Below are 17,587 nucleotides of genomic sequence, written 5' to 3'. Positions count from 1 at the left end.
GATCTCCTCCCGCGGCAGCGAGAGGCCGAAGTGGCGCTCCACCACCCCCAGGGCGGTGCGGTGGACGTCCCTGTCGTCCGCATCGTCGTCCGTGCCCTCGTCCGCCGGGAGGCCCGCGGCGGTCAGCTCGGCCTGCAGGCGCGCGGCCGTCTCGGGGTCGCCGGCAACGCCGTCATAGCCCCACGAGCCGTCCAGGTGCAGGTTGAAGGCACCGAGGAGGACCTCGTCGCGGGTGTACGCGAACTGCGGCGGGACCGGCTTGCCGTTCTCCTCCTCGTACTCCAGGCGGCAGATGTCCACGCCGCCGCGGGAGAGCGGCGATTCGTCCTCGAACTCGCCCATCCAGCCACCGTAGGCGACCGTGTACGACCACTCGCCGCAGCGGCCGTGGCGCAGGCCGATGCCTTCGTACTGGCTCCCGTACGAGTCGTCGATCAGCTCGACGAGCTCGTCTCCGGTGAGGTTCCCGATGACACCCCCCGGGGAGTCGGGTCAGGCGGGGGCGACCACGCCGCGTGCGACGCCCAGGGCGACCAGGTCCTGCGGGCGGATGCGGAGTTGGTCCGCCGTCGAGGGGGCCTCGGAGGCGGGGCGCTTGAGGATGGCCGCCGCCAGTTCGGGGGCGATCACCGAGAAGTAGCTGTCCGGGGTGACCCAGGTGTTCCCCGGCGCGGCCAGCGCGAGGGCTCCGCCCGAACCCCCCTCGCCGATCAGGAGGGTGGTCACCGGGACCGCGGCCGCCGCGACCGCCGCGAAGGTGTCCGCGATGGCGGCTCCGGCACCGGCGTGTTCCGCGGCGGCGTCGTTGGCCGCGCCGGGGGTGTCCACCAGGGTGAGTACGGGGATCCCGAGGCGGTCCGCGAGGCGGATCACGCGGGCCGCCGTACGGTATCCGGCCGGGCGGGTGGCGGTGCCGCACTGGGCGGCGTACGCGACGGCCCGCCCCTCCCGCAGCCCGAATCCGCACAGCATCCCGGGATCCGTGCCGCCCGCCCGGTCCCCGGAGAGGGGCAGGCGGAGCGCGAAGTACGCGTCCAGGTACGCCTCGGCGCGCGGCCGGTCGGGGTGGCGGGCCTGCCGTACGGCGTCCCAGCCGGTCGGCGGTGGCGGTACGTCAGCCAGCGCGGCCGGGGGCTCGACGGGTTCGGGGGAGCGGGGCGCGGCCAGGACGCGCAGCCAGTCGGCGAGGGCCGCGGGCAGCTCGGCGGGCGGGACGACGGCGTCCACGTGCCCGGCGGCGTACTGGCCCTCGGCGGTGTAAGCCGCCGGGTCCGCGTCCGCCGGCCGTACCCGGGAGCCCGCGAAGCCGACCTGCGCACCCGGGAGCGCGAGCACGACGTCGGCCCCGGCGCCGAGCGTGGCCCAGCCGCCGCCGGTGGTGGGATCGCGGAGCACGGCGATCTGCGGGAGCCCGGCGGCCCGGGTCAGGACGGACTGGCGGGCCACGCGCTGGAGTTGGGTCAGCGCGAGCATGCCCTCCTGCATGCGGGAGCCGCCGGTGGCGATCAGCGAGACGAGGGGGAGGCGGTGTTCGCGAGCGTACGTGTACGCGGCTTCGAGCCGGTCTCCGGTGCGCTCGCCGAGGGAACCGCCGAGGAATCCGAACTCGAAGGAGATCACGGCGGCTTGGCGGCCGCCGATGAGGGCGGTTCCGGTGACGACGGACTCCTGCTCGCCGGTCCGTGCGGTGGCACGGGCGCGGGAGTCGTCGTAGCCGGCCCAGGTGAGGGGGCCGTCCGGGGCGGACTCCCGCTGCGGGGCGGGGAGTTCGGCGAAGCTGCCGGGGTCGGTCACGGAGGCGATGGCCGCGCGGGCCGAGAGGCGGGTCGTCGTCACGGGATCACCCTATGGGCCCCCTAGGGCAACGGAAAGGCGAGTCCGAGGGCGTAGGCGGCGACCAGGCCGTGGCCGAGGCGGAAGGTCCAGGCGCGGACGGCCGGGGAGATCCGGCGGCCGGCCGCGGCGCCGAGGGCGACGAGGGTCTGCTGCCAGAGGAGGGACGCGGCGGCGACGCCGCCCAGGAAGGCGGCTGCGGTGGCGGGAGCGGTGAGGGTGGCGGCCTGGGCGGTGGTGAGGGCGGCGAAGTAGAGGGCGGTGGTGGGGTTCACGGCGGTGAGTGCGACGTACCGCGCATACGCCTTGGCCGGCCCGGGCCCGGGCCCGCTCCCGGACCCGCCCCCGGACAACGCCGGCGGGGCCGGAAGCGCGCGGCTGCGGTAGAGGGCGTGGGCGGCCATCGACAGGAGGATCGCCGCCGACAGGAGGCGGATCCAGGCCTCGATCGGGGCGACGTGGGAGGCCACCCAGGGGCCGAGTGCCGTGGCCAGCGCCGCGTAGGCGAGGTCCACCGTCGCGATGCCCGCCGCCGCGGCCATCGCCGTGCGGCGGTGCCGCATCGCCTCCTGGAGCAGCAGCACGCTCATCGCGCCCATCGGCATCGCCACGCCCAGGCCCGCGACCGCCCCCGACAACGCGGGAGAGAGGAATCCGTTCATGGCGACGAGGGTGGGCGCAAGGGCATCGGGTGCTGCGGCGCTTATCGGCCCCGACTGCGAGAATCGCGGTATGGACCGCCTCGACAGGGAAATCCTCGGCATCCTGCAGCAGGATGCGCGGATCTCGTACCGCGACCTCGGTGTCCGCGTCGGGCTCAGCGCCAACGCCACCGCGGACCGGGTGCGCCGGATGAGGCGGGACGGGGTGATCCGCGGGTTCACCGTCATCGTGGATCCGGCCGCCGACACCCGCGGCGGGCTGGTGGTCTTCATCGATCTGAGCCTGCGCCAGGACACCACCAACGAGGAGTTCGAGGAGCGGGTCGTCACGCTTCCCGGGATCACCGAGGTCGTGCACGTGACGGGGGAGTACGACTACCTCGTACGGGCCCGCGCCGCCGATCCCGCCGCGCTCGACGCGCTGCTGCGCCGGCTCAAGCGCGAGGCCGGCGTGGCGCAGTCCAGTACGCGGATCGCCCTCAAGGGCGCGCACGGTCCGGCCTGATCCAAAAGACACGGCCTAGGCTAGAGCGCCGACTCCCAGTTCAGCGTCGTACCCCGGGTTCCCGACTCCGTGCGGCCGTCGTCGGTGACCGTCAGGCGGACGCGGGTCGGGGTCGCGTCCACCTCGACCTCGATCGACGTGGCCTGCGCGCGGCGGTGGGCCGCGGCCAGGGCGCCGCGCAGGGCGGAGAGGAGCTCGCCCGCGACCGGCTCCGGGAGCAGCGCGTCCACCGCGCCCGTGAAGTGGACCGACGGCTGGAAGCCCAGCAGGACCGCGGCCCCGCCCGTCTCCCGCAGGACCCGGCCGCGGAACGTCGTCGGGGCGTCGCTCGGCGGCTGCTGGAGGGCGAAGATGGCGGTGCGGACCTCCTGGATGGTGGAGTCGAGCTCGTCCACCGCCCGGCCGAGTTCGTCGCCGATCGTGTCCCCGGCCGGCGCGGACGCCGACCTCTTCTTCGTGCTCTCCAGCATCATCTCCGTCGCGAACAGCCGCTGGACCACCAGATCGTGCAGGTCCCGTGCGATCCGGTCACGGTCCTCGTAGATCGCCAGCTGCTCGCGGTCGTGCTGCGCGTCCGCCAGTACGAGGGCCAGCGCGGCCTGGGAGGCGAACTGCGCGGCCAGCAGCCGGTCCACGGCGTCGTACGGGCGCCCGCCGCGGGCGCGTGGCAGGGCCAGGGTGCCGATCAGCTGGCCGCCGCTCTGGAGCGGCAGCATCATGCTCGGGCCGAATCGTTCCCGCACGTGCGTGGTCATCCGGGGGTCCGTCGCCGAGTCCTCTATGAAGACCGGTTCGCCGCCCAGGAGTTGTACCAGGACCGGTGAGCCGGGGGCGATCGCCGTCCCGAGCAGGTCCCCGGGGTCCCCGTGCGTGGAGGCGGCCACGATCTCCATGCCGCCCTCCGGGGTCGGCTGGAGGACCACTCCGGCCGCCGCGTCCGCGAGCAGCCGGGCCCGTTCGGCCACGCACATCAGGGCGTCCGCCGCCGGGCTGCCCGCCAGCAGGGTCGTGGTGACCGCGGCGGCGCCCTCGATCCAGCGCTCGCGGCGGCGCGCCGTCTCGTACAGCCGGGCGTTGCCGATCGCTATGCCCGCCTGGGAGGCCAGGACCCGGACCAGCGCGAGGTCCTCGTCCGTGAACGGCCCGCCGCCCCGCTTCTCGGTGAGGTGGAGGTTGCCGAAGACCTCCGTGTGGACCCGGATGGGGACGCCCAGGAAGCTGCGCATGGGGGGATGGCCCGGCGGGAACCCCGACGCGCGCGGATCCTGCGACAAGTCCTCCAGCATCAGCGGGCGCGGGTCGGTGATCAGCGCTCCGAACAGGCCCGTACGCCCGTCGGGCAGCCGGGGGATCGCGGCGCGCTCCGCCTCGCTGAGCCCGGCCGTGTACAGCTCGGTCAGCCGGAGGCGCTCGGGGTCGATGACCCCGAGCGCTCCGTACCGGGCCGCGCACAGCTCGGTCGCCGAGTCCACGATGTGCTGGAGGGTGGCCTGCAGCTCCAGTTCGGAGCCGACGCTGAGCACCGCCTCCAGGAGTACGGGCAGACTGGCCCGTTCCGCGGGATCGGCCGGCTCGGGCGCCGCGTTCGTCATTCGGCCAGCGGGTTGAGGACCATCGGGGCGATCTTCCCTTCGAGCATCATGCCGAGACCGAGCACGGCGCACACGTCCGGCCGTTCCGCGATGGCGACGGGCATGCCGGTGGCGTCGCGCAGCATCTGGTCCAGGCCCGGCAGCAGGGCGCTGCCTCCCACCATCATGATCCCCCGGTCCGTCAGGTCGGCGACCAGGTCCGGCGGGCAGTCACGGAGCACCTTGCCGATGCCGTCGAGTACGGCGGTCAGCGGGGTGTGGATGGCGTCCCGGACGGCGGCGGTGTCCACGTGGACGGAGCGGGCCAGTCCGGTGGCCACGTCGCGGCCGTGGATGAGGGTGGAGGCGGGGCCCTCGTCGGTGATGCCGTTGCCGTGCAGGGCCACCTGGAGCGGCCGGACGGCCTGGCTGGGCAGCATCAGCTCGTGCGCGTGGCGCAGGTGCTGGACGACGGCGTGGTCGATGGCCTCGCCGCCGACCGGGATCCGCTGGGCGGTGACGATCGAGCCGAGGGAGAGGACGGCGACCTGCGTGGCGGCGGCCCCGCACACCATGATCATCGTCGCGGTCGGCTGCTCCACGGGCAGGCCGCAGCCGACGGCCGCCGCGATCAGGGTGTCGACGAGTTCGACGCGCCGGGCGCCGAGCCCGACCATCGTCTCGACGGCGGCCCGCTGCGCGAGCGGGTCGGCGTCGTGCGGGGTGCAGGCGGCGGCCCGCAGCCGGGGCTTGCGGCGCAGGGCGCGGCGCAGCTTCTCGCCGAGCAGGTGGCGCAGCATCCGCTGGGCCATCTCGATGTCGACGACGGTGCCGCCGGAGACGGGGCGTACGACGCGGATGTAGTCGGGCGTGCGGCCCGTCATCCGTTCGGCGAAGGACCCGACCGCGATGAGCGCGCCGGTGCGGGTGTTGACGGCGGCGCAGCTGGGTTCGTCGACCACCAGGCCGGCGCCCTTGACGTACACGCGTGTCCTGGCTGCTCCCAGGTCGACGGCGACGTGGCAGCGGCGCAACTGCTCAAGACTGACGGTCACGGCAGATCCTCCCGAGACGCTGGCGCAAGAGACCGGCGGCTGCCGGTTGCATTTCATATCTTCTCGGGCGGAAGGGGCATACCGCCCGTTGGGCTGCTCCGGCCGGGTGTGTCGCACGGGGCGAGAGGTGCTGCACGGGGGTGGATTTCTGTACCGACAGGCAGCACGATGCCGCCACTGACCGCGCTACTCGCGCGTAACAAGGTAAAGGGGACCGCATGCTGACGCCCCGCCAGAAACTGCTCGCGCTCCTGACGCTCTGCCTGGCACTCCTCGCGCCTTTCCCGGTCCAGGCCGCCACTCCTGTGCAGCCGCACAACCCGGTCGTCTTCATCCACGGCTACAACGCGGACCCGGGCGTCTGGGGCGGCCTGCGCGAGGACCTGCGGGCCGCCGGGTACACGGACTCGGAGCTCTTCTCGTGGGGTTATGACACGCACCGGTCCGTCAACGAGGTCGTGGCCGGGCAGCTCGGCGCGTACGTCGACCAGGTCCGCCGGCAGACCGGCGCCGCCAGGGTCGACATCGTGGCGCACTCGCTCGGCTCGCTCGTCGGCCGCTGGTACGTGAAGTTCGGCGGCGGCACCGCCACCGTGGACCACTGGGTCTCGCTGGCCGGCCCCAACCACGGCACCTCCACCGCGTGGGCCTGCGCCCTGTGGGACCAGGCCTGCCGGGACATGACCCCCGGTTCATACGTGGTGAAGAACCTGAACGCGGGGGACGAGACCCCGGGCGCGGTGAAGTACGCGACGTTCTGGTCGAACTGCGACGAGGTCGTCAACCCGGACGACAGCGTCCCGCTCAACGGGGCGACCAACACGCCGGTCGGGTGTCTGGTCCACAACGACCTGCTGGGGGACGACGCCACCTCGGCGGGGGTCCGGGCCTTCCTCGCCTCGTAGCGCCGCCCGTCGGGGTCGGCTCCTAGGCCTCGACCCCGTCGACCGCGACGCGCTGGAGCAGGCCGTACGTGAACTCCGCCACGCACGGCCGCCCCTGCGCACTGAACGCGAGGCGCCACCGGGTCGGCGCGGTCCCCTCCAGCGGGCGCACCGGGGCGAAGGCCCGCGCCACCTCGTCCACCGTGGCCGACCAGGGCTTCAGGTCCTGCGGCGTCCGGAGTACGGGCCCCCGCGCACCCGGGGCCCGGACCAGCCACTCGTTCCACACCGCCCCGTCCGGCGCGGCCAGCACCTCGAAGCGCAGGTCCGGCCAGAGTGGCACCGGCCACAGCAGGGCCTCGCACTCCAGATCACCGATGGCGCGGGCGGCCGTGGACTCCGGGGGCCCGAGCACCGAGCGGTAACGGGCCAGCGCACCGCGCGAGCGGGGCGAGCGCACCATGGCCTGCCAGCGCTTGTTCGCCTCCCGCTGCTCGGCGAGCGAGGCGCCGAGACTCCGCCGCGCCTCCTCGGCGAGGTCCGGCCGGAAGTCCGCCATCCGACGCAGCAGCACCAATTGGAAGGCGGCCGGACCGAAGGGTCCCGAGGGTGCGGACGGAGTCATGGAGGCCACGATTCCACACAGGACCTTTACGAACCCGCGATACGGATGTTGCGGGGAACCACGTAGCGTGCGGACGTCATGGACTACTGCCACGCGTGCCGCAGGCACCTCAACGGCGCCCTGGCGTGCGCCGGCTGCGGAACCCCGGTCGAGTACCTGCCCCCCGCCGCGCCCGGGGTGTCCGGCGTGCCCGCCGCCCCCTACGGCTCCGTACGGCCGCAGGCCCGGGACGGCTCGGCGGACCCGTTCGCGGACTCGCTCGTCGTGCTGTCCGGTGCGGACCGCGGCGGCCGGGCCGGGTCGCGGCGCCGCGCCACGCACCGCAGGCGCCGCCGGACCATGCTGACGCTCGGGCTGGGCCTGGCGCTCGCGGTCGGCGGTACGGTCGCGCTGGCCCGGATCGTCACCGAGGGGCAGAAGACCGACCGGGCCGCACAGGTGGAGCTCACCGACGGGAACGGTCCGCAGGATCCGGCTCCGCTGCCGAGCGGCAAGGGGACTCCCGCCGCGCCCACGGCGCTGAAGCCGGTGAAGGCCTCCGGGTCCGCGAAGGCCACCGCGGGCGGTACGCAGCCGGCCGGGCCCGGGGCGTCCGCCGAGGGGTCCGCGCAGCCGGGTCCGACGGCGTCGGCCTCCGCATCGCAGAAGCCGGGGCCGACCAAAGGGGCCACCGGGTCGGGGCCGTCCGTAAAGCCGAGTCAGTCGGGGAAGCCCTCGCCGAGCGCTACCGGGTCGGCGCAGCCGCCGTCGCCCAGCCCCAGCCCCTCGCCGACCAAGACCGGCTGCTGGTTCATCTTCTTCTGCTGAGCGGCCGGGCGCTCAGCCCAGCATGCGCTTGAGCAGGTCCCGCAGGACCGCCCGCTCGGCCGTGGACAGTCCGGCCAGCGGTTCGCGCGCGAAGTCCAGCGACTCGCGCAGCCGGTCCGCGGTCTGCAGGCCCTCCTGCGTCGGGGCGGCCAGCTTCACCCGGCGGTCCGCCGGGTCCGGCCTGCGCTCGACCAGGCCGCGCGACTCCAGCCGGTCCACGATGCCCGTGATGTTCGAGGGCTCGCACTTGAGCTGCTGCGCTATCCGGCGCATCGGCATCGGCTCCAGGGACAGCAGGTTCAGCACCCGCGCCTGGGCGCCGGTGAGCTGGTGGCTGGCTGCCGCGTGCTCGTACTCCTCGTGGTAGCGGGCCACGACGGAGCCGATGAGCTCGACAACCTCAAGGGTCAGGGGATCTACGCGACGACTGGGCATGGATCCAGAGTACCCATTTACTTGACAACATGAAATATCCAGGCGCATGGTTGTTTCACCTACTGAAGTATTCGTCGATTCCTCGATTCGGGAGCGCACATGTCTGAGATCCCTGCCGTCAGCCGCGAGTGGCACCTCGTCCGCCGTCCGCAGGGCTGGCCCGTCGCCGAGGACTTCGCCCTGCGCGAGGTCGAGGTGGCGGCCCCGGCCCCCGGCCGGATCCTGGTGCGCAACCTGCACATGTCCGTGGACCCGTACATGCGCGGCCGGATGAACGACGTGAAGTCCTACGTCCCGCCGTTCCAGCTGGACAAGCCGATGGACGGCGGCGCGGTCGGCGAGGTCGTGGCCTCCGCCGCCGAGGGCTTCGAGGTCGGCGACCACGTGCTGCACGGCCTGGGCTGGCGCGAGTACGCCGACGTGCCCGCGCAGCACGCCACCAAGGTCGACGCCTCCCTCGCCCCGCTCTCCGCCTACCTCGGCGTGCTCGGCATGCCGGGCCTGACCGCCTACGCCGGCCTCTTCGAGGTCGCCTCCTTCAAGGAGGGCGACTCCGTCTTCGTCTCCGGCGCGGCGGGTGCGGTCGGCAGCCTCGTCGGCCAGTTCGCGAAGATCAAGGGCGCCGCTCGGGTCATCGGCTCGGCCGGCTCGGACGAGAAGGTGACGCTCCTCACGGAGAAGTACGGCTTCGACGCCGCCTTCAACTACAAGAACGGCCCCGTCGGCGAGCAGCTGAAGGAGGCCGCCCCCGAGGGCATCGACGTCTACTTCGACAACGTCGGCGGGGACCACCTGGAGGCCGCCATCTCCTCCCTGAACGTGCACGGCCGCGCCACCCTGTGCGGGGCGATCGCCCAGTACAACGCCACCGAGCCGACCCCCGGCCCGCGCAACCTGGCCCTGGTCATCGGCAAGCGGCTGCGCCTGCAGGGCGTGCTCGTCGGCGACCACGCCGGGATCCAGCCGCAGTTCGTCCAGGACGTCGCCGGCTGGCTGCGCTCCGGTGAGCTCGTGGCCGACGAGACCGTCGTCGAGGGCGTGGAGAACGCGACCGAGGCCTTCCTCGGCATGCTGCGCGGTGACAACACCGGAAAGATGATCGTTTCCTTCACCGGTTAGGCTCACCCCACGCCGTCGTGATCGTGGGCGCGAGTCACGGCGATTACCAGGAGGATCTCTTCACATGTCCATCCAGCAGTCCGACGTCCTGTACACCGCCGTCGCCACCGCCGAGAACGGCCGTGACGGCCGCGTCGCGACCACCGACGGCCAGCTCGACGTCGTCGTGAACCCGCCGAAGGAGATGGGCGGCAGCGGCGCCGGCACCAACCCGGAGCAGCTCTTCGCCGCCGGCTACAGCGCCTGCTTCCAGGGCGCGCTCGGCGTCGTCGCCCGCAACGAGAAGGCGGACATCTCCGGTTCGACCGTCACCGCCGAAGTCGGCATCGGCAAGAACGACGACGGCTTCGGCCTGATCGTCAAGATCTCCGCCTCGATCCCGAACGTGGACGCCGCCACCGCCAAGGACCTCCTCGAGAAGGCCCACCAGGTCTGCCCGTACTCCAAGGCGACCCGCGGCAACATCACGGTCGAGCTCGCCGTCTGATCCGGCTCGCGCTCGCCGAAGGCCGCACCCCGATTCCCGGGGTGCGGCCTTCGCCGTGCACCACCCCCAGCCTTAAGCTGGTCCCATGCGTGATCTTGCGGGGGGATTCGGCTATCTGCTGGCCGGACAGAGATGGGTGCTGCGACACGGCCGGTGGCTGGGCTTCGGCCTGCTTCCGGGGCTGGTCTCGCTCGTGCTGTACGCCGGCGCGCTGATCGGGCTCGGCTACGGCGCCGACGACCTGACCGCCTGGGCCACGCCCTTCGCCGCCGACTGGTCCGCGCCGTGGCTCGGGCTGTTCCGGGGCTTCCTCACCGCCCTGGTCTTCTGCCTCGGCCTGTTCCTCGCGGTGATCACCTTCACCGCCGTGACCCTGCTGATCGGCCAGCCGTTCTACGAGTCCCTCTCGGAGGAGGTCGACCGCAGCGAGGGCGGCGACGCCCCCGAGTCCGGGCTGCCGCTGTGGCGGGAGCTGTGGATCTCGGCCCGGGACAGCCTGAAGGTCCTGGTCAGGGTGGCGCTGTACGGGATCCTGCTCTTCGCGCTCGGATTCATCCCGGTGGTCGGGCAGACCGTGATCCCGGCGATCGGGTTCTGCGTCTCCGGGTTCTTCCTCGCCGAGGAGCTCACCGCCGTCGCGCTCGCGCGGCGCGGGGTGGAGCTGGGCGACCGGCTCGCCCTGCTGCGGACGCGGCGGATGCTGGTGCTCGGTTTCGGCGTCCCGCTGGTGCTGTCCTTCCTGGTGCCGCTGGTGGCGGTGTTCCTGATGCCGGGTGCCGTGGCCGGGGCGACCCTGATGGTCCGGGACCTGACCCGGGAGGACGAGGCTCCTGAGGCCGGCGCTCCGCAGGCCGGGGCGGATGCCGGTGCGGGCGCTGGCACGAAGGCTCCGGCCGGGGGTTTCGGACCGCCGCCGCCCGCGTACTCGTAGACCGGCCGGCCTGCCGGACGCCCCCTAAGACTGCGCGCGGGGCTCCACCCACAGGGCCTCGCCGACCGCGCACAGGTCGCCTTCGGCGGTGGCCAGGGCCGTGCCCACGCGGTACTTGCGGCCCTCACTGCCGAGCAGCCAGGCGTACGAGACGAGGCCCGCGCCGACCGGCACCGGGCGCAGCAGCCGCGCGGTCAGGGCTGCCGTGACCGCCCCGGCCCGCCGGTCGTCGAGCAGCCGCCCGGCCGCGTTGCCCGGGCAGTCCAGCGCGCCCCACACCAGCTCGGACGGCAGCAGCCCGTCCGCATCGCCGAGCGCGGCACCCGGGGTCCAGGCGGCGGCGACCAGCGGGCCGCCGGAGACCAGGCCGCAGTGCAGGCGCAGTCCGGTGTCGGGGGTGCGGTGCAGACCGCAGCCGAAGCAGTCGACCATCCCGTCCGGGGGCGCCGCCCGGTAGGCGTCCGCCGCCGCCGAGGCCTGCTCCCAGGACGGAGGCTCGGGGGCCTCCACGGCCGGCTCGGCGGGGCTCGCCGCGGCCAGCAGGAACTCGCCGTCCACCAGCCGGGCGCCGCCGTCGGCGGTCGGGGCGAGCCCGACCGGGGCGTCCGTGGGCACCGGCCTGCGGAAGTCCACCCGTACGGTCTTCGCGGCCGCCCGCGCGGCCAGCACCCCGGCCACGTAGCCGCCGAAGGCCGCCCCGGGATATCCGCTGAGGCGGGCCGGAACCGTGATCGTCTCGAAGTCGGTCATGCCCGCCACCCCATCACACACCTCGTCCACACACGTCGTCCTTGTCACAGGTGTGGGCCAGGCGGCTCCGCAACTATCGTGGCGGCCCGTTCGTCCTCCATCCTGGAGGGACGCGTACCGCGCGCAGGGGCTTCGGAGGTGGCCGGATGGCCGAACAGCCGTGGGGGCAGCCGTATCCGGTCCGCCCACAGCAGCAGTCGTACGGGCAGCCGTGGCAGCCCGCCCCCACCGCGCAGTCCGCGATGCGCGCCTCGAACACCGACCGGGACCGGACGGTGGACGTGCTCAAGGCCGCGTTCGCCGAGGGCCGGCTCTCCCGCGAGGAGTACGGGCAGCGCTTCGACGCCGCGTACAAGGCGCAGACGTACGGCCAGCTCGCGCAGCTGGTCGCGGACCTGCCGGCCGGGCCGATGCCGGGCCCGTTCGGCGCCGCCGCGGTGGGGCTGCCCGCCGCGTACGGGCCGATGCCGATGCTGGTTCCACCGCCCATGCCCCTGCCCGCGCGCCGGGTCAACGGGATGGCGATCACCTCGCTCGCGCTCGGCGTGCTGAGCCTGCCGACGCTCGGCGCCGCGGGCCTGGGCGCCGTGGCCACCGGGCACGTCGCCAAGGCGCAGATCCGCGCGCGCGGCGACGAGGGCGCCGGGCTCGCGACGATCGGCCTGGTGCTCGGCTGGCTGTCGGTGGGCGGCTGGGTGCTGCTCTTCCTGCTCGCCGGGTTCGGGGCTCTGGACTGACCGGGCCGTCCCGGCCGGCTGCCGTCGCCGTTCCGGGGCCGGTTCCCGCCGGCGGCGGACCGATAGTATGCGTGGCGGCAAGCGCCGAGGGCTGTCCCACACCGTCCTTGAGTCCGCCGTCCGCCGCCGTGGTCCGGAGCCGTCGGAGCTTCCGGGCGCCGAGGCCGTGGGCCCGGAGCCGGGCAGTGGATCGCCGAGAACGACGACCGGCCGTCGCGCCGAGCACCGACCAGCAGTAGGGACACCGTCAGTGACAGTCAGTACCGAGGGGTCGGCGGCCGTGCGCCCCGTTCCCCCGAGCGGACCGGCCGCGAACGCCCCCGGCAGCTCGAAGTCCTCGGATGCGGACCGGGCCCCGCGGCGCGCCCTGCGCTCCCGCGGCGGGCTCCTGCTGCTGGAAGCCGCCGTGGCGTTCGCCGCGGCGCTGGTCCTCCCGCTGCTGGCACGCGGCTTCAAGCTCAACCCGCTCAACCGGATCGCGCAGGTCAGCGGCCTGGCCGCGATCCAGCTGCGGTTCGCGCTGGTCGGGCTGCTCTTCATCGCCGCCGTGGTGCTGGCGATGCGGCTGCGCGGCGGCCGTCACTTCGACCTGGCCACGCGCCTGGCCGCCGCGGCCCTCGCAGGCCTGGCCAGCGGCTTCGTCGCGGCGGGCGCCGTCGTCGCGCTGCTGGGCACGCCGTGGCCGATGTTCGGCCTCAACGGCGACAGTGGCCGCATCGTCGAATGGGCCCACGCCGTCGCGAACGGGCAGCCATCGGGCTCGCCGGTCTACCCGCCGATGCCGCTCTATACCCTCGGGTACTACGCCGAGTGGTTCCACGGCGGCAACACCGCGTACGCGTTCAAGGACCTCCAGATCCTCGGCGCCGCCGCCTTCGGTCCGCTCGTCTACCTCGCCTGGCGGATGCTGCTGAGCCCCGTCCGGGCGCTGGCCTTCGGCGTCGTGCCCGCGTTCGCGCTGATCGACTCGTACAAGCCGTACAGCCAGACCGTGCTCGTGCTGCTGGTCCCGGTGCTGGTGGCGATGGTCGTGGCGCTGCGTCGCAGCGGCACCGAGGGCTGGCGGCCGCTGCTGCTCAAGGGCGCCGGGTTCGGTGTGCTGCTGGGTGTCCTGTTCCTCACGTACTCGGGCTGGTTCCTGTGGAGTGCGGCCGGTGTGCTGTTCGCCGCCCTGCTGTACTTCCCGTGGAAGACCGGCCGGCTCAAGGGCGCGGCCTTCATGGGCAGCGCCCTGGCGGCGTTCCTCGTGGTTGCCGGGCGCTACCTGATGGTCATGCTGAAGGAAGGGCAGACCACCAAGGACTACAACTTCCGCTTCGACAACTTCACCGACCCGGCCTACTACCTGATGTGGCGCACGGACATGCCCGGCAAGGTGGGCGACTGGCCGCCGCCGGGGGAGTTCGGCGGGGTCGGGCTGTTCGCCCTGGTGACCTTCGTGTGCCTGGGCGCCGCGATCTGGCTGGGCCTGCGCAAGCCGCTCGTCGTCACCATCGCCGCGATGTTCATCAGCGCGTGGGTCATGCGCATGTACATCGCCTCGCACATGTACGAGACGCAGACGGTCCAGCTCTACACGCGCACCAACAACCAGCTGCTCTACTGCGGGCTGATCCTGTGCGCGCTGGTGGCGCACCTGGTCTCGCTGAAGCTGGCCGAGCGGCGCACGGCGTCCGAGACGTCGGAGGCGACCGCGCCCGCGACCGCGCCCGCCGTCGGCAGCACCGGCTTCCCCGGCCGCGAGGGCGCCGTGATCGGCACCCTCTGCGCCCTCCTCCTGCTGCTCGGCACGGTCTCCTCTTCGATGTCCGACCGCTACATGCCGGCGCAGGACGGCACCTACCGGATCCTCCCCTGGGTCTCGCACACCATCCGGCAGCAGGACGGGAAGTGTCCGAAGTTCGCGCCGAAGGGCGAGTGCTCCAAGGACGGCGACCAGAGCTGGCTGAGCTACATCCGATGATCAGAAGGAATCGATGATGCCCGCACTGACGCGCCTGGCCGACTGGTCGGCCCGGACCCCGAAGCGGCTCTGGGCCATCGCCTTCGCGCTGTTCTTCACGCTCGCGGCCTCCTGGTCCGCCGCCACCCCGCTCGGCGGCTCCCCGGACGAGCACGCCCACTTCATCCGCGCGGCCGCCGTCGCCCGGGGCCAGATCGGCGGCCCCGAGGTGATGGTCCCGCACATGGTGGCGGGCATCGAGGGCAAGTTCGCCGAGACCGGGGTGCAGCTCCCCGAGTGGTACAAGCCGCTGCCCAAGCAGCACGAGTGCTACGCCTGGCACGAGGACAAGTCCGCCTCCTGCGCGCCCGCGATCGGGCACTCGGAGAAGACCGTCCAGGTCACCACCGCCGCCGGCCGCTACCACCCGGCGTACTACCTCGTGACCGGCTGGCCGAGCCTGCTGGTCGACGGCCCGAAGGGGTTGTACCTGATGCGGCTGATGTCGGCGGCGCTGTGCTCGGCGCTGCTGGCCAGTGCCGTGGTCACGGCCGCCGAATGGCGGCGCCGGCGCTCGGTGGCTCTGCTCGGCGTGTTCACCGCGGCCACGCCGATGGCCCTGTACATGGCCGGCATGGTCAACCCCAGCGGCGGTGAGATCGCCGCGGGCGTCCTCGTGTGGACCGCCCTGCTGTCGATCCTGATGTCGCCCGATCCACGGCTGCTGGGCCGGCGGCTGGCCCGGGTCGGCATCGGCGGGCTCGTACTGATCAACATCCGCCCGCTGGGGCTGATCTGGTTCGCCGGGGCGGTCTTCTTCGGCCTGCTGCTCGCCCGCCGCGGCGTCCTGCGCTCGGTGCTGCGCCGCAAGGCCCTGTGGGTCTGGACCGCGCTGCTCGGGCTGGCCACGGCCGGTGCGCTGCTCTGGGCGCGGGCGCATCCCGACAACTCGGTGATCAACACGCCCAAGACGCTCACCGCCAAGGAAGCCGCCCGGCAGACCTTCGGCAACACCGAGACGTACGTCCACCAGATGCTCGGCTACTTCGGCTGGCTGGACACCCCGGCGCCCGCCTTCACCTGGCTGGTCTGGCTGGGCGTGATCGCGGTCGTCACCGCGCTCGGGCTGGCGTACGGGCGGCTGCGCGAGGCGGTGGCGCTGGTCGGCATGCTCGTGGCCATCGTGGTGGTGCCGGTGGTGGCCCAGGCCTCGCAGGCGGAGCAGCTCGGCATGGTCTGGCAGGGCCGCTACCTGCTGCCGTTCGCCGTGGGCCTGCCGCTGATGGCGGCGCTGATCTGCGCGAGCCGCGCGCCCGAGCAGGGGTTCCCGTGGCGCAGGCTCGTCGGCTTCGGCGTCGCCGGGCTGGCGCTGGCGAACGCGGCGGCGTTCTTCTGGGCGCTGCGGCGCTTCGCGGTCGGCGTCAACGGGCCGTGGGTGCCGTTCTCGGCGCACTGGGCACCGCCCGGCGGCTGGGTGCTGTGGACCGGCGTGTACACGGCGGCGGCGTTCGCCCTGGTGCTGCCGGCGCTGGTGCGGGACCGCGAGCCCGCCGGGGCGGAGGCTCCCGCGGAGCGGGAGGAAGGCACCCGCTCCGGTGGCCGGCACTCGAAGGTCCCGGCGATCGGCTGACGGCTCGGCGGCCGGACCGTCCCGGCCGCCGGTCCACCGGCCCACGGGACCGGCGGGCCTTCAGGCGCCGGTCTCCGCCGTAGCCACCTCGGCCGTAGCCACCTCGGCCGTAGCCACCTTGGCCGTAGCCACCTCGGCCGTCACCACGGAGGCCGTACGGTCGTCCGCCTCGGCCAGCAGCGCGCCGCCCGGGGCCCAGACCGCGGCGCGCCCGCAGCCGGTCCACGGGCCCGCCGGACCGACGTGGTTGGCGAGGACGACGTACAGGCCGTGCTCCTCGGCGATCCCGGGGTACACGGTGGCCCGCTCCCCGATGCCGTCGCCCGTCCCGTACAGGGAGCTCGCCAGGTGGACCCGGCAGCCGTCCGCCGCCGCGCGGCCGGTGAGCTGCGGGAAGTGGTTGTCGTAGCAGACGCCGAGCGAGAAGCGGATCCCGCCGAGCGTGAAGTGGCCCGGGCTCCCGCCGGCCGCGAACACCCCCTGCTCGTGCCCGTACAGGTGCTGCTTGGCATACGTCGTCACGTGCCTGCCGTCCGCCCCGTAGACCAGGGTCGCGAGGGCGGGCAGCGGACCGGCGGTGCGCAGCGCGGCGTTGACCGCGACGGCGATGCCGGCGGAGCGCAGCGGGTCCAGCCGGGGGTCGTCGGTGTCCGCCAGCCACAGCCCGGGGTCGGCGGCCAGGGCCTCCAACTCGTAGCCGGTGAGGGTGAGTTCGGGGAACACGACGAGCTCGGCGCCCTGCGCCCGGGCCTCGGCGGCGAGCGCGACGCTCCGCTCCGTGTTGGCGGGTATGTCGGCCGGAATACAGCTGAGCTGTGCTGCTGCGATCTTCACCGGCCCAGCATGCCAGCCCGCCCCCGACATCCGGGGGCGGGTACGGGGGTCGACGAGGAGGCGCGGCGGGGTAATGCTGTAACCGTCCGCGTACTCACCGGAGTTGACGGAGGGTCACCCGATGTCCGACTGGATCCACCCGGTCCTCGCCGGCGCCTTCCTGGTCGTGTCGTACCGCCTGGTGCGCACGAGCGGCGCCGGGCTGCGGGTGGCCGTGCTCCTCATGGCCCTCCTGAACGCGGGCGTGCTGTGGCTGCTCGCGGCCACCGGGCCGGTCCGGGCCGTGCCGGCCGTAGCCCTGGTGTCCCTGGCGGCCGCGGTCCACAGCCTGCTGGCGGCCGCGCGGACCCTGGCGGCCCGCATCCAGCGGGTCGACGCCGAGGCCTTCCGCGGCCTGGTCCGACAGGCGGCGGACGCCGCCGGCCCCCAGGTCGTGGGCGTGTGCGTGATGTTCAGCGGTGCGCTCGCCCTGACCGCCTTCACCGACGACGCCCACCCGGAAGGCCGCCAGTTCCACCTCATGCCCGGCGCGGACTGCCCGTTCTGCCTGATGGAGGAGCAGATCCGGGATTTCCTCGGCCCCGCCGACCCGCTGCTCACCGCGTACCGCACCCACCTGGAGGAGGGCAGCAGCCGCCACCTGCTGGTCAAGCGGCGCTCGGAGCGGGAGCCCTGGACGGGACGCCTGCGCGACCGGGTCTACTACCGGGTCCCCGCCCCGGCCCGGCGCCCGCCCTGCGCCGTCCACGACCCGCTGCTGGGCCGTCCGTAGAGCGTCCG

18 protein-coding genes are annotated in these 17,587 nt (G+C 73.6%); 10 read left to right on the top strand and 8 right to left on the bottom strand.

Annotation, left to right across the window (positions count from 1 at the left end; genetic code table 11):
* Positions 1-492: 492 nt before the first annotated feature.
* Both OG509_RS13000 and OG509_RS12995 read right to left on the bottom strand, forming a co-directional pair.
* Complete coding sequence (locus OG509_RS13000) at positions 493-1,836, bottom strand: carboxyl transferase domain-containing protein (protein WP_406182643.1); 1,344 nt, start codon at positions 1,834-1,836, stop codon at positions 493-495.
* A gap of 20 nt (positions 1,837-1,856) precedes the next feature.
* Positions 1,857-2,495 carry a LysE family transporter gene (locus OG509_RS12995; RefSeq protein WP_406182642.1) on the bottom strand — a complete coding sequence of 213 codons (639 nt, stop codon included), beginning with the start codon at positions 2,493-2,495 and terminating at the stop codon, positions 1,857-1,859.
* A gap of 70 nt (positions 2,496-2,565) precedes the next feature.
* On the opposite strand from OG509_RS12995, the gene OG509_RS12990 reads away from it, so the two are divergent.
* The gene (locus OG509_RS12990; RefSeq protein ID WP_385583179.1) at positions 2,566-3,000 is read left to right on the top strand and encodes an Lrp/AsnC family transcriptional regulator; all 435 of its coding nucleotides are present in this window, start codon (positions 2,566-2,568) and stop codon (positions 2,998-3,000) included.
* Positions 3,001-3,020: 20 nt separating this feature from the next.
* Here the strand turns inward: OG509_RS12990 and OG509_RS12985 are convergent, their stop codons facing one another.
* Together OG509_RS12985 and OG509_RS12980 are read right to left on the bottom strand one after the other, a co-directional pair.
* On the bottom strand, positions 3,021-4,592 hold the full coding sequence (locus tag OG509_RS12985; RefSeq protein WP_406182639.1) for a GAF domain-containing protein: 1,572 nt from the start codon (positions 4,590-4,592) through the stop codon (positions 3,021-3,023).
* Entirely contained in the window at positions 4,589-5,626 is a 1,038-nt protein-coding gene (locus tag OG509_RS12980) for a rod shape-determining protein (protein ID WP_030160545.1), read from the bottom strand. Before OG509_RS12980 ends, OG509_RS12985 begins: the two co-directional genes overlap by 4 nt.
* Before the next feature lie 218 nt (positions 5,627-5,844).
* Here OG509_RS12980 and OG509_RS12975 point away from each other — a divergent pair, with 218 nt between their 5' ends.
* Complete coding sequence (locus OG509_RS12975; RefSeq protein WP_406182638.1) at positions 5,845-6,531, top strand: esterase/lipase family protein; 687 nt, start codon at positions 5,845-5,847, stop codon at positions 6,529-6,531.
* Between the two features lie 22 nt (positions 6,532-6,553).
* Here the strand turns inward: OG509_RS12975 and OG509_RS12970 are convergent, their stop codons facing one another.
* Positions 6,554-7,135, bottom strand: a complete 582-nt coding sequence (locus OG509_RS12970) for a hypothetical protein (protein ID WP_406182636.1) — start codon at positions 7,133-7,135, stop codon at positions 6,554-6,556.
* Positions 7,136-7,213: 78 nt separating this feature from the next.
* Here OG509_RS12970 and OG509_RS12965 point away from each other — a divergent pair, with 78 nt between their 5' ends.
* Positions 7,214-7,942 (top strand): hypothetical protein, encoded by a 729-nt coding sequence (locus OG509_RS12965; RefSeq protein ID WP_406182634.1) that lies wholly within the window; start codon positions 7,214-7,216, stop codon positions 7,940-7,942.
* 12 nt (positions 7,943-7,954) lie between these two features.
* Here the strand turns inward: OG509_RS12965 and OG509_RS12960 are convergent, their stop codons facing one another.
* Positions 7,955-8,377 carry a MarR family winged helix-turn-helix transcriptional regulator gene (locus OG509_RS12960; RefSeq protein WP_406182633.1) on the bottom strand — a complete coding sequence of 141 codons (423 nt, stop codon included), beginning with the start codon at positions 8,375-8,377 and terminating at the stop codon, positions 7,955-7,957.
* Positions 8,378-8,476: 99 nt separating this feature from the next.
* Here OG509_RS12960 and OG509_RS12955 point away from each other — a divergent pair, with 99 nt between their 5' ends.
* From OG509_RS12955 to OG509_RS12945, 3 genes are all read left to right on the top strand, one after another.
* On the top strand, positions 8,477-9,496 hold the full coding sequence (locus OG509_RS12955; RefSeq protein ID WP_406182631.1) for an NADP-dependent oxidoreductase: 1,020 nt from the start codon (positions 8,477-8,479) through the stop codon (positions 9,494-9,496).
* 64 nt (positions 9,497-9,560) lie between these two features.
* Positions 9,561-9,983 carry an organic hydroperoxide resistance protein gene (locus OG509_RS12950; protein WP_406182629.1) on the top strand — a complete coding sequence of 141 codons (423 nt, stop codon included), beginning with the start codon at positions 9,561-9,563 and terminating at the stop codon, positions 9,981-9,983.
* 85 nt (positions 9,984-10,068) lie between these two features.
* Entirely contained in the window at positions 10,069-10,914 is an 846-nt protein-coding gene (locus tag OG509_RS12945; RefSeq protein ID WP_406182627.1) for an EI24 domain-containing protein, read from the top strand.
* Positions 10,915-10,938: 24 nt separating this feature from the next.
* On the opposite strand, the gene OG509_RS12940 is transcribed toward OG509_RS12945, so the two are convergent.
* Positions 10,939-11,664, bottom strand: a complete 726-nt coding sequence (locus OG509_RS12940; RefSeq protein WP_406182625.1) for a hypothetical protein — start codon at positions 11,662-11,664, stop codon at positions 10,939-10,941.
* A gap of 146 nt (positions 11,665-11,810) precedes the next feature.
* On the opposite strand from OG509_RS12940, the gene OG509_RS12935 reads away from it, so the two are divergent.
* The 3 genes from OG509_RS12935 (at position 11,811) to OG509_RS12925 (ending at position 15,973) form a co-directional block, all read left to right on the top strand.
* Positions 11,811-12,401 (top strand): DUF1707 and DUF4190 domain-containing protein, encoded by a 591-nt coding sequence (locus tag OG509_RS12935; protein ID WP_385583208.1) that lies wholly within the window; start codon positions 11,811-11,813, stop codon positions 12,399-12,401.
* Positions 12,402-12,651: 250 nt separating this feature from the next.
* Positions 12,652-14,364 (top strand): hypothetical protein, encoded by a 1,713-nt coding sequence (locus OG509_RS12930; RefSeq protein WP_406182623.1) that lies wholly within the window; start codon positions 12,652-12,654, stop codon positions 14,362-14,364.
* 16 nt (positions 14,365-14,380) lie between these two features.
* The gene (locus OG509_RS12925; RefSeq protein ID WP_406182621.1) at positions 14,381-15,973 is read left to right on the top strand and encodes a DUF2142 domain-containing protein; all 1,593 of its coding nucleotides are present in this window, start codon (positions 14,381-14,383) and stop codon (positions 15,971-15,973) included.
* A gap of 60 nt (positions 15,974-16,033) precedes the next feature.
* Here the strand turns inward: OG509_RS12925 and OG509_RS12920 are convergent, their stop codons facing one another.
* On the bottom strand, positions 16,034-16,807 hold the full coding sequence (locus tag OG509_RS12920; RefSeq protein WP_406182620.1) for a carbon-nitrogen hydrolase family protein: 774 nt from the start codon (positions 16,805-16,807) through the stop codon (positions 16,034-16,036).
* A gap of 121 nt (positions 16,808-16,928) precedes the next feature.
* Between OG509_RS12920 and OG509_RS12915 the strand changes: the two genes are divergently transcribed.
* Positions 16,929-17,579: a hypothetical protein gene (locus OG509_RS12915; protein WP_406182618.1), complete on the top strand. Its 651-nt coding sequence runs from the start codon at positions 16,929-16,931 to the stop codon at positions 17,577-17,579.
* Positions 17,580-17,587: the final 8 nt, after the last annotated feature.

Origin of the sequence: Streptomyces sp. NBC_01006 (genome assembly GCF_045162725.1) — a bacterium.
Taxonomy (GTDB): Bacteria; Actinomycetota; Actinomycetes; order Streptomycetales; family Streptomycetaceae; genus Streptomyces.
Note: the sequence above shows the minus strand (reverse complement) of the source record. Positions and strands in the feature narration are given on the sequence as shown.

Bases quoted from the DNA above. Each gene is read 5' to 3' on its own strand.
- OG509_RS12995 (WP_406182642.1), bottom strand. From the start codon at position 2,495: ATGAACGGATTCCTCTCTCCCGCGTTGTCGGGGGCGGTCGCGGGCCTG.
- OG509_RS12990 (WP_385583179.1), top strand. From the start codon at position 2,566: ATGGACCGCCTCGACAGGGAAATCCTCGGCATCCTGCAGCAGGATGCG.
- OG509_RS12985 (WP_406182639.1), bottom strand. From the start codon at position 4,592: ATGACGAACGCGGCGCCCGAGCCGGCCGATCCCGCGGAACGGGCCAGT.
- OG509_RS12975 (WP_406182638.1), top strand. From the start codon at position 5,845: ATGCTGACGCCCCGCCAGAAACTGCTCGCGCTCCTGACGCTCTGCCTG.
- OG509_RS12970 (WP_406182636.1), bottom strand. From the start codon at position 7,135: ATGACTCCGTCCGCACCCTCGGGACCCTTCGGTCCGGCCGCCTTCCAA.
- OG509_RS12965 (WP_406182634.1), top strand. From the start codon at position 7,214: ATGGACTACTGCCACGCGTGCCGCAGGCACCTCAACGGCGCCCTGGCG.
- OG509_RS12960 (WP_406182633.1), bottom strand. From the start codon at position 8,377: ATGCCCAGTCGTCGCGTAGATCCCCTGACCCTTGAGGTTGTCGAGCTC.
- OG509_RS12955 (WP_406182631.1), top strand. From the start codon at position 8,477: ATGTCTGAGATCCCTGCCGTCAGCCGCGAGTGGCACCTCGTCCGCCGT.
- OG509_RS12950 (WP_406182629.1), top strand. From the start codon at position 9,561: ATGTCCATCCAGCAGTCCGACGTCCTGTACACCGCCGTCGCCACCGCC.
- OG509_RS12945 (WP_406182627.1), top strand. From the start codon at position 10,069: ATGCGTGATCTTGCGGGGGGATTCGGCTATCTGCTGGCCGGACAGAGA.
- OG509_RS12940 (WP_406182625.1), bottom strand. From the start codon at position 11,664: ATGACCGACTTCGAGACGATCACGGTTCCGGCCCGCCTCAGCGGATAT.
- OG509_RS12935 (WP_385583208.1), top strand. From the start codon at position 11,811: ATGGCCGAACAGCCGTGGGGGCAGCCGTATCCGGTCCGCCCACAGCAG.
- OG509_RS12925 (WP_406182621.1), top strand. From the start codon at position 14,381: ATGCCCGCACTGACGCGCCTGGCCGACTGGTCGGCCCGGACCCCGAAG.
- OG509_RS12915 (WP_406182618.1), top strand. From the start codon at position 16,929: ATGTCCGACTGGATCCACCCGGTCCTCGCCGGCGCCTTCCTGGTCGTG.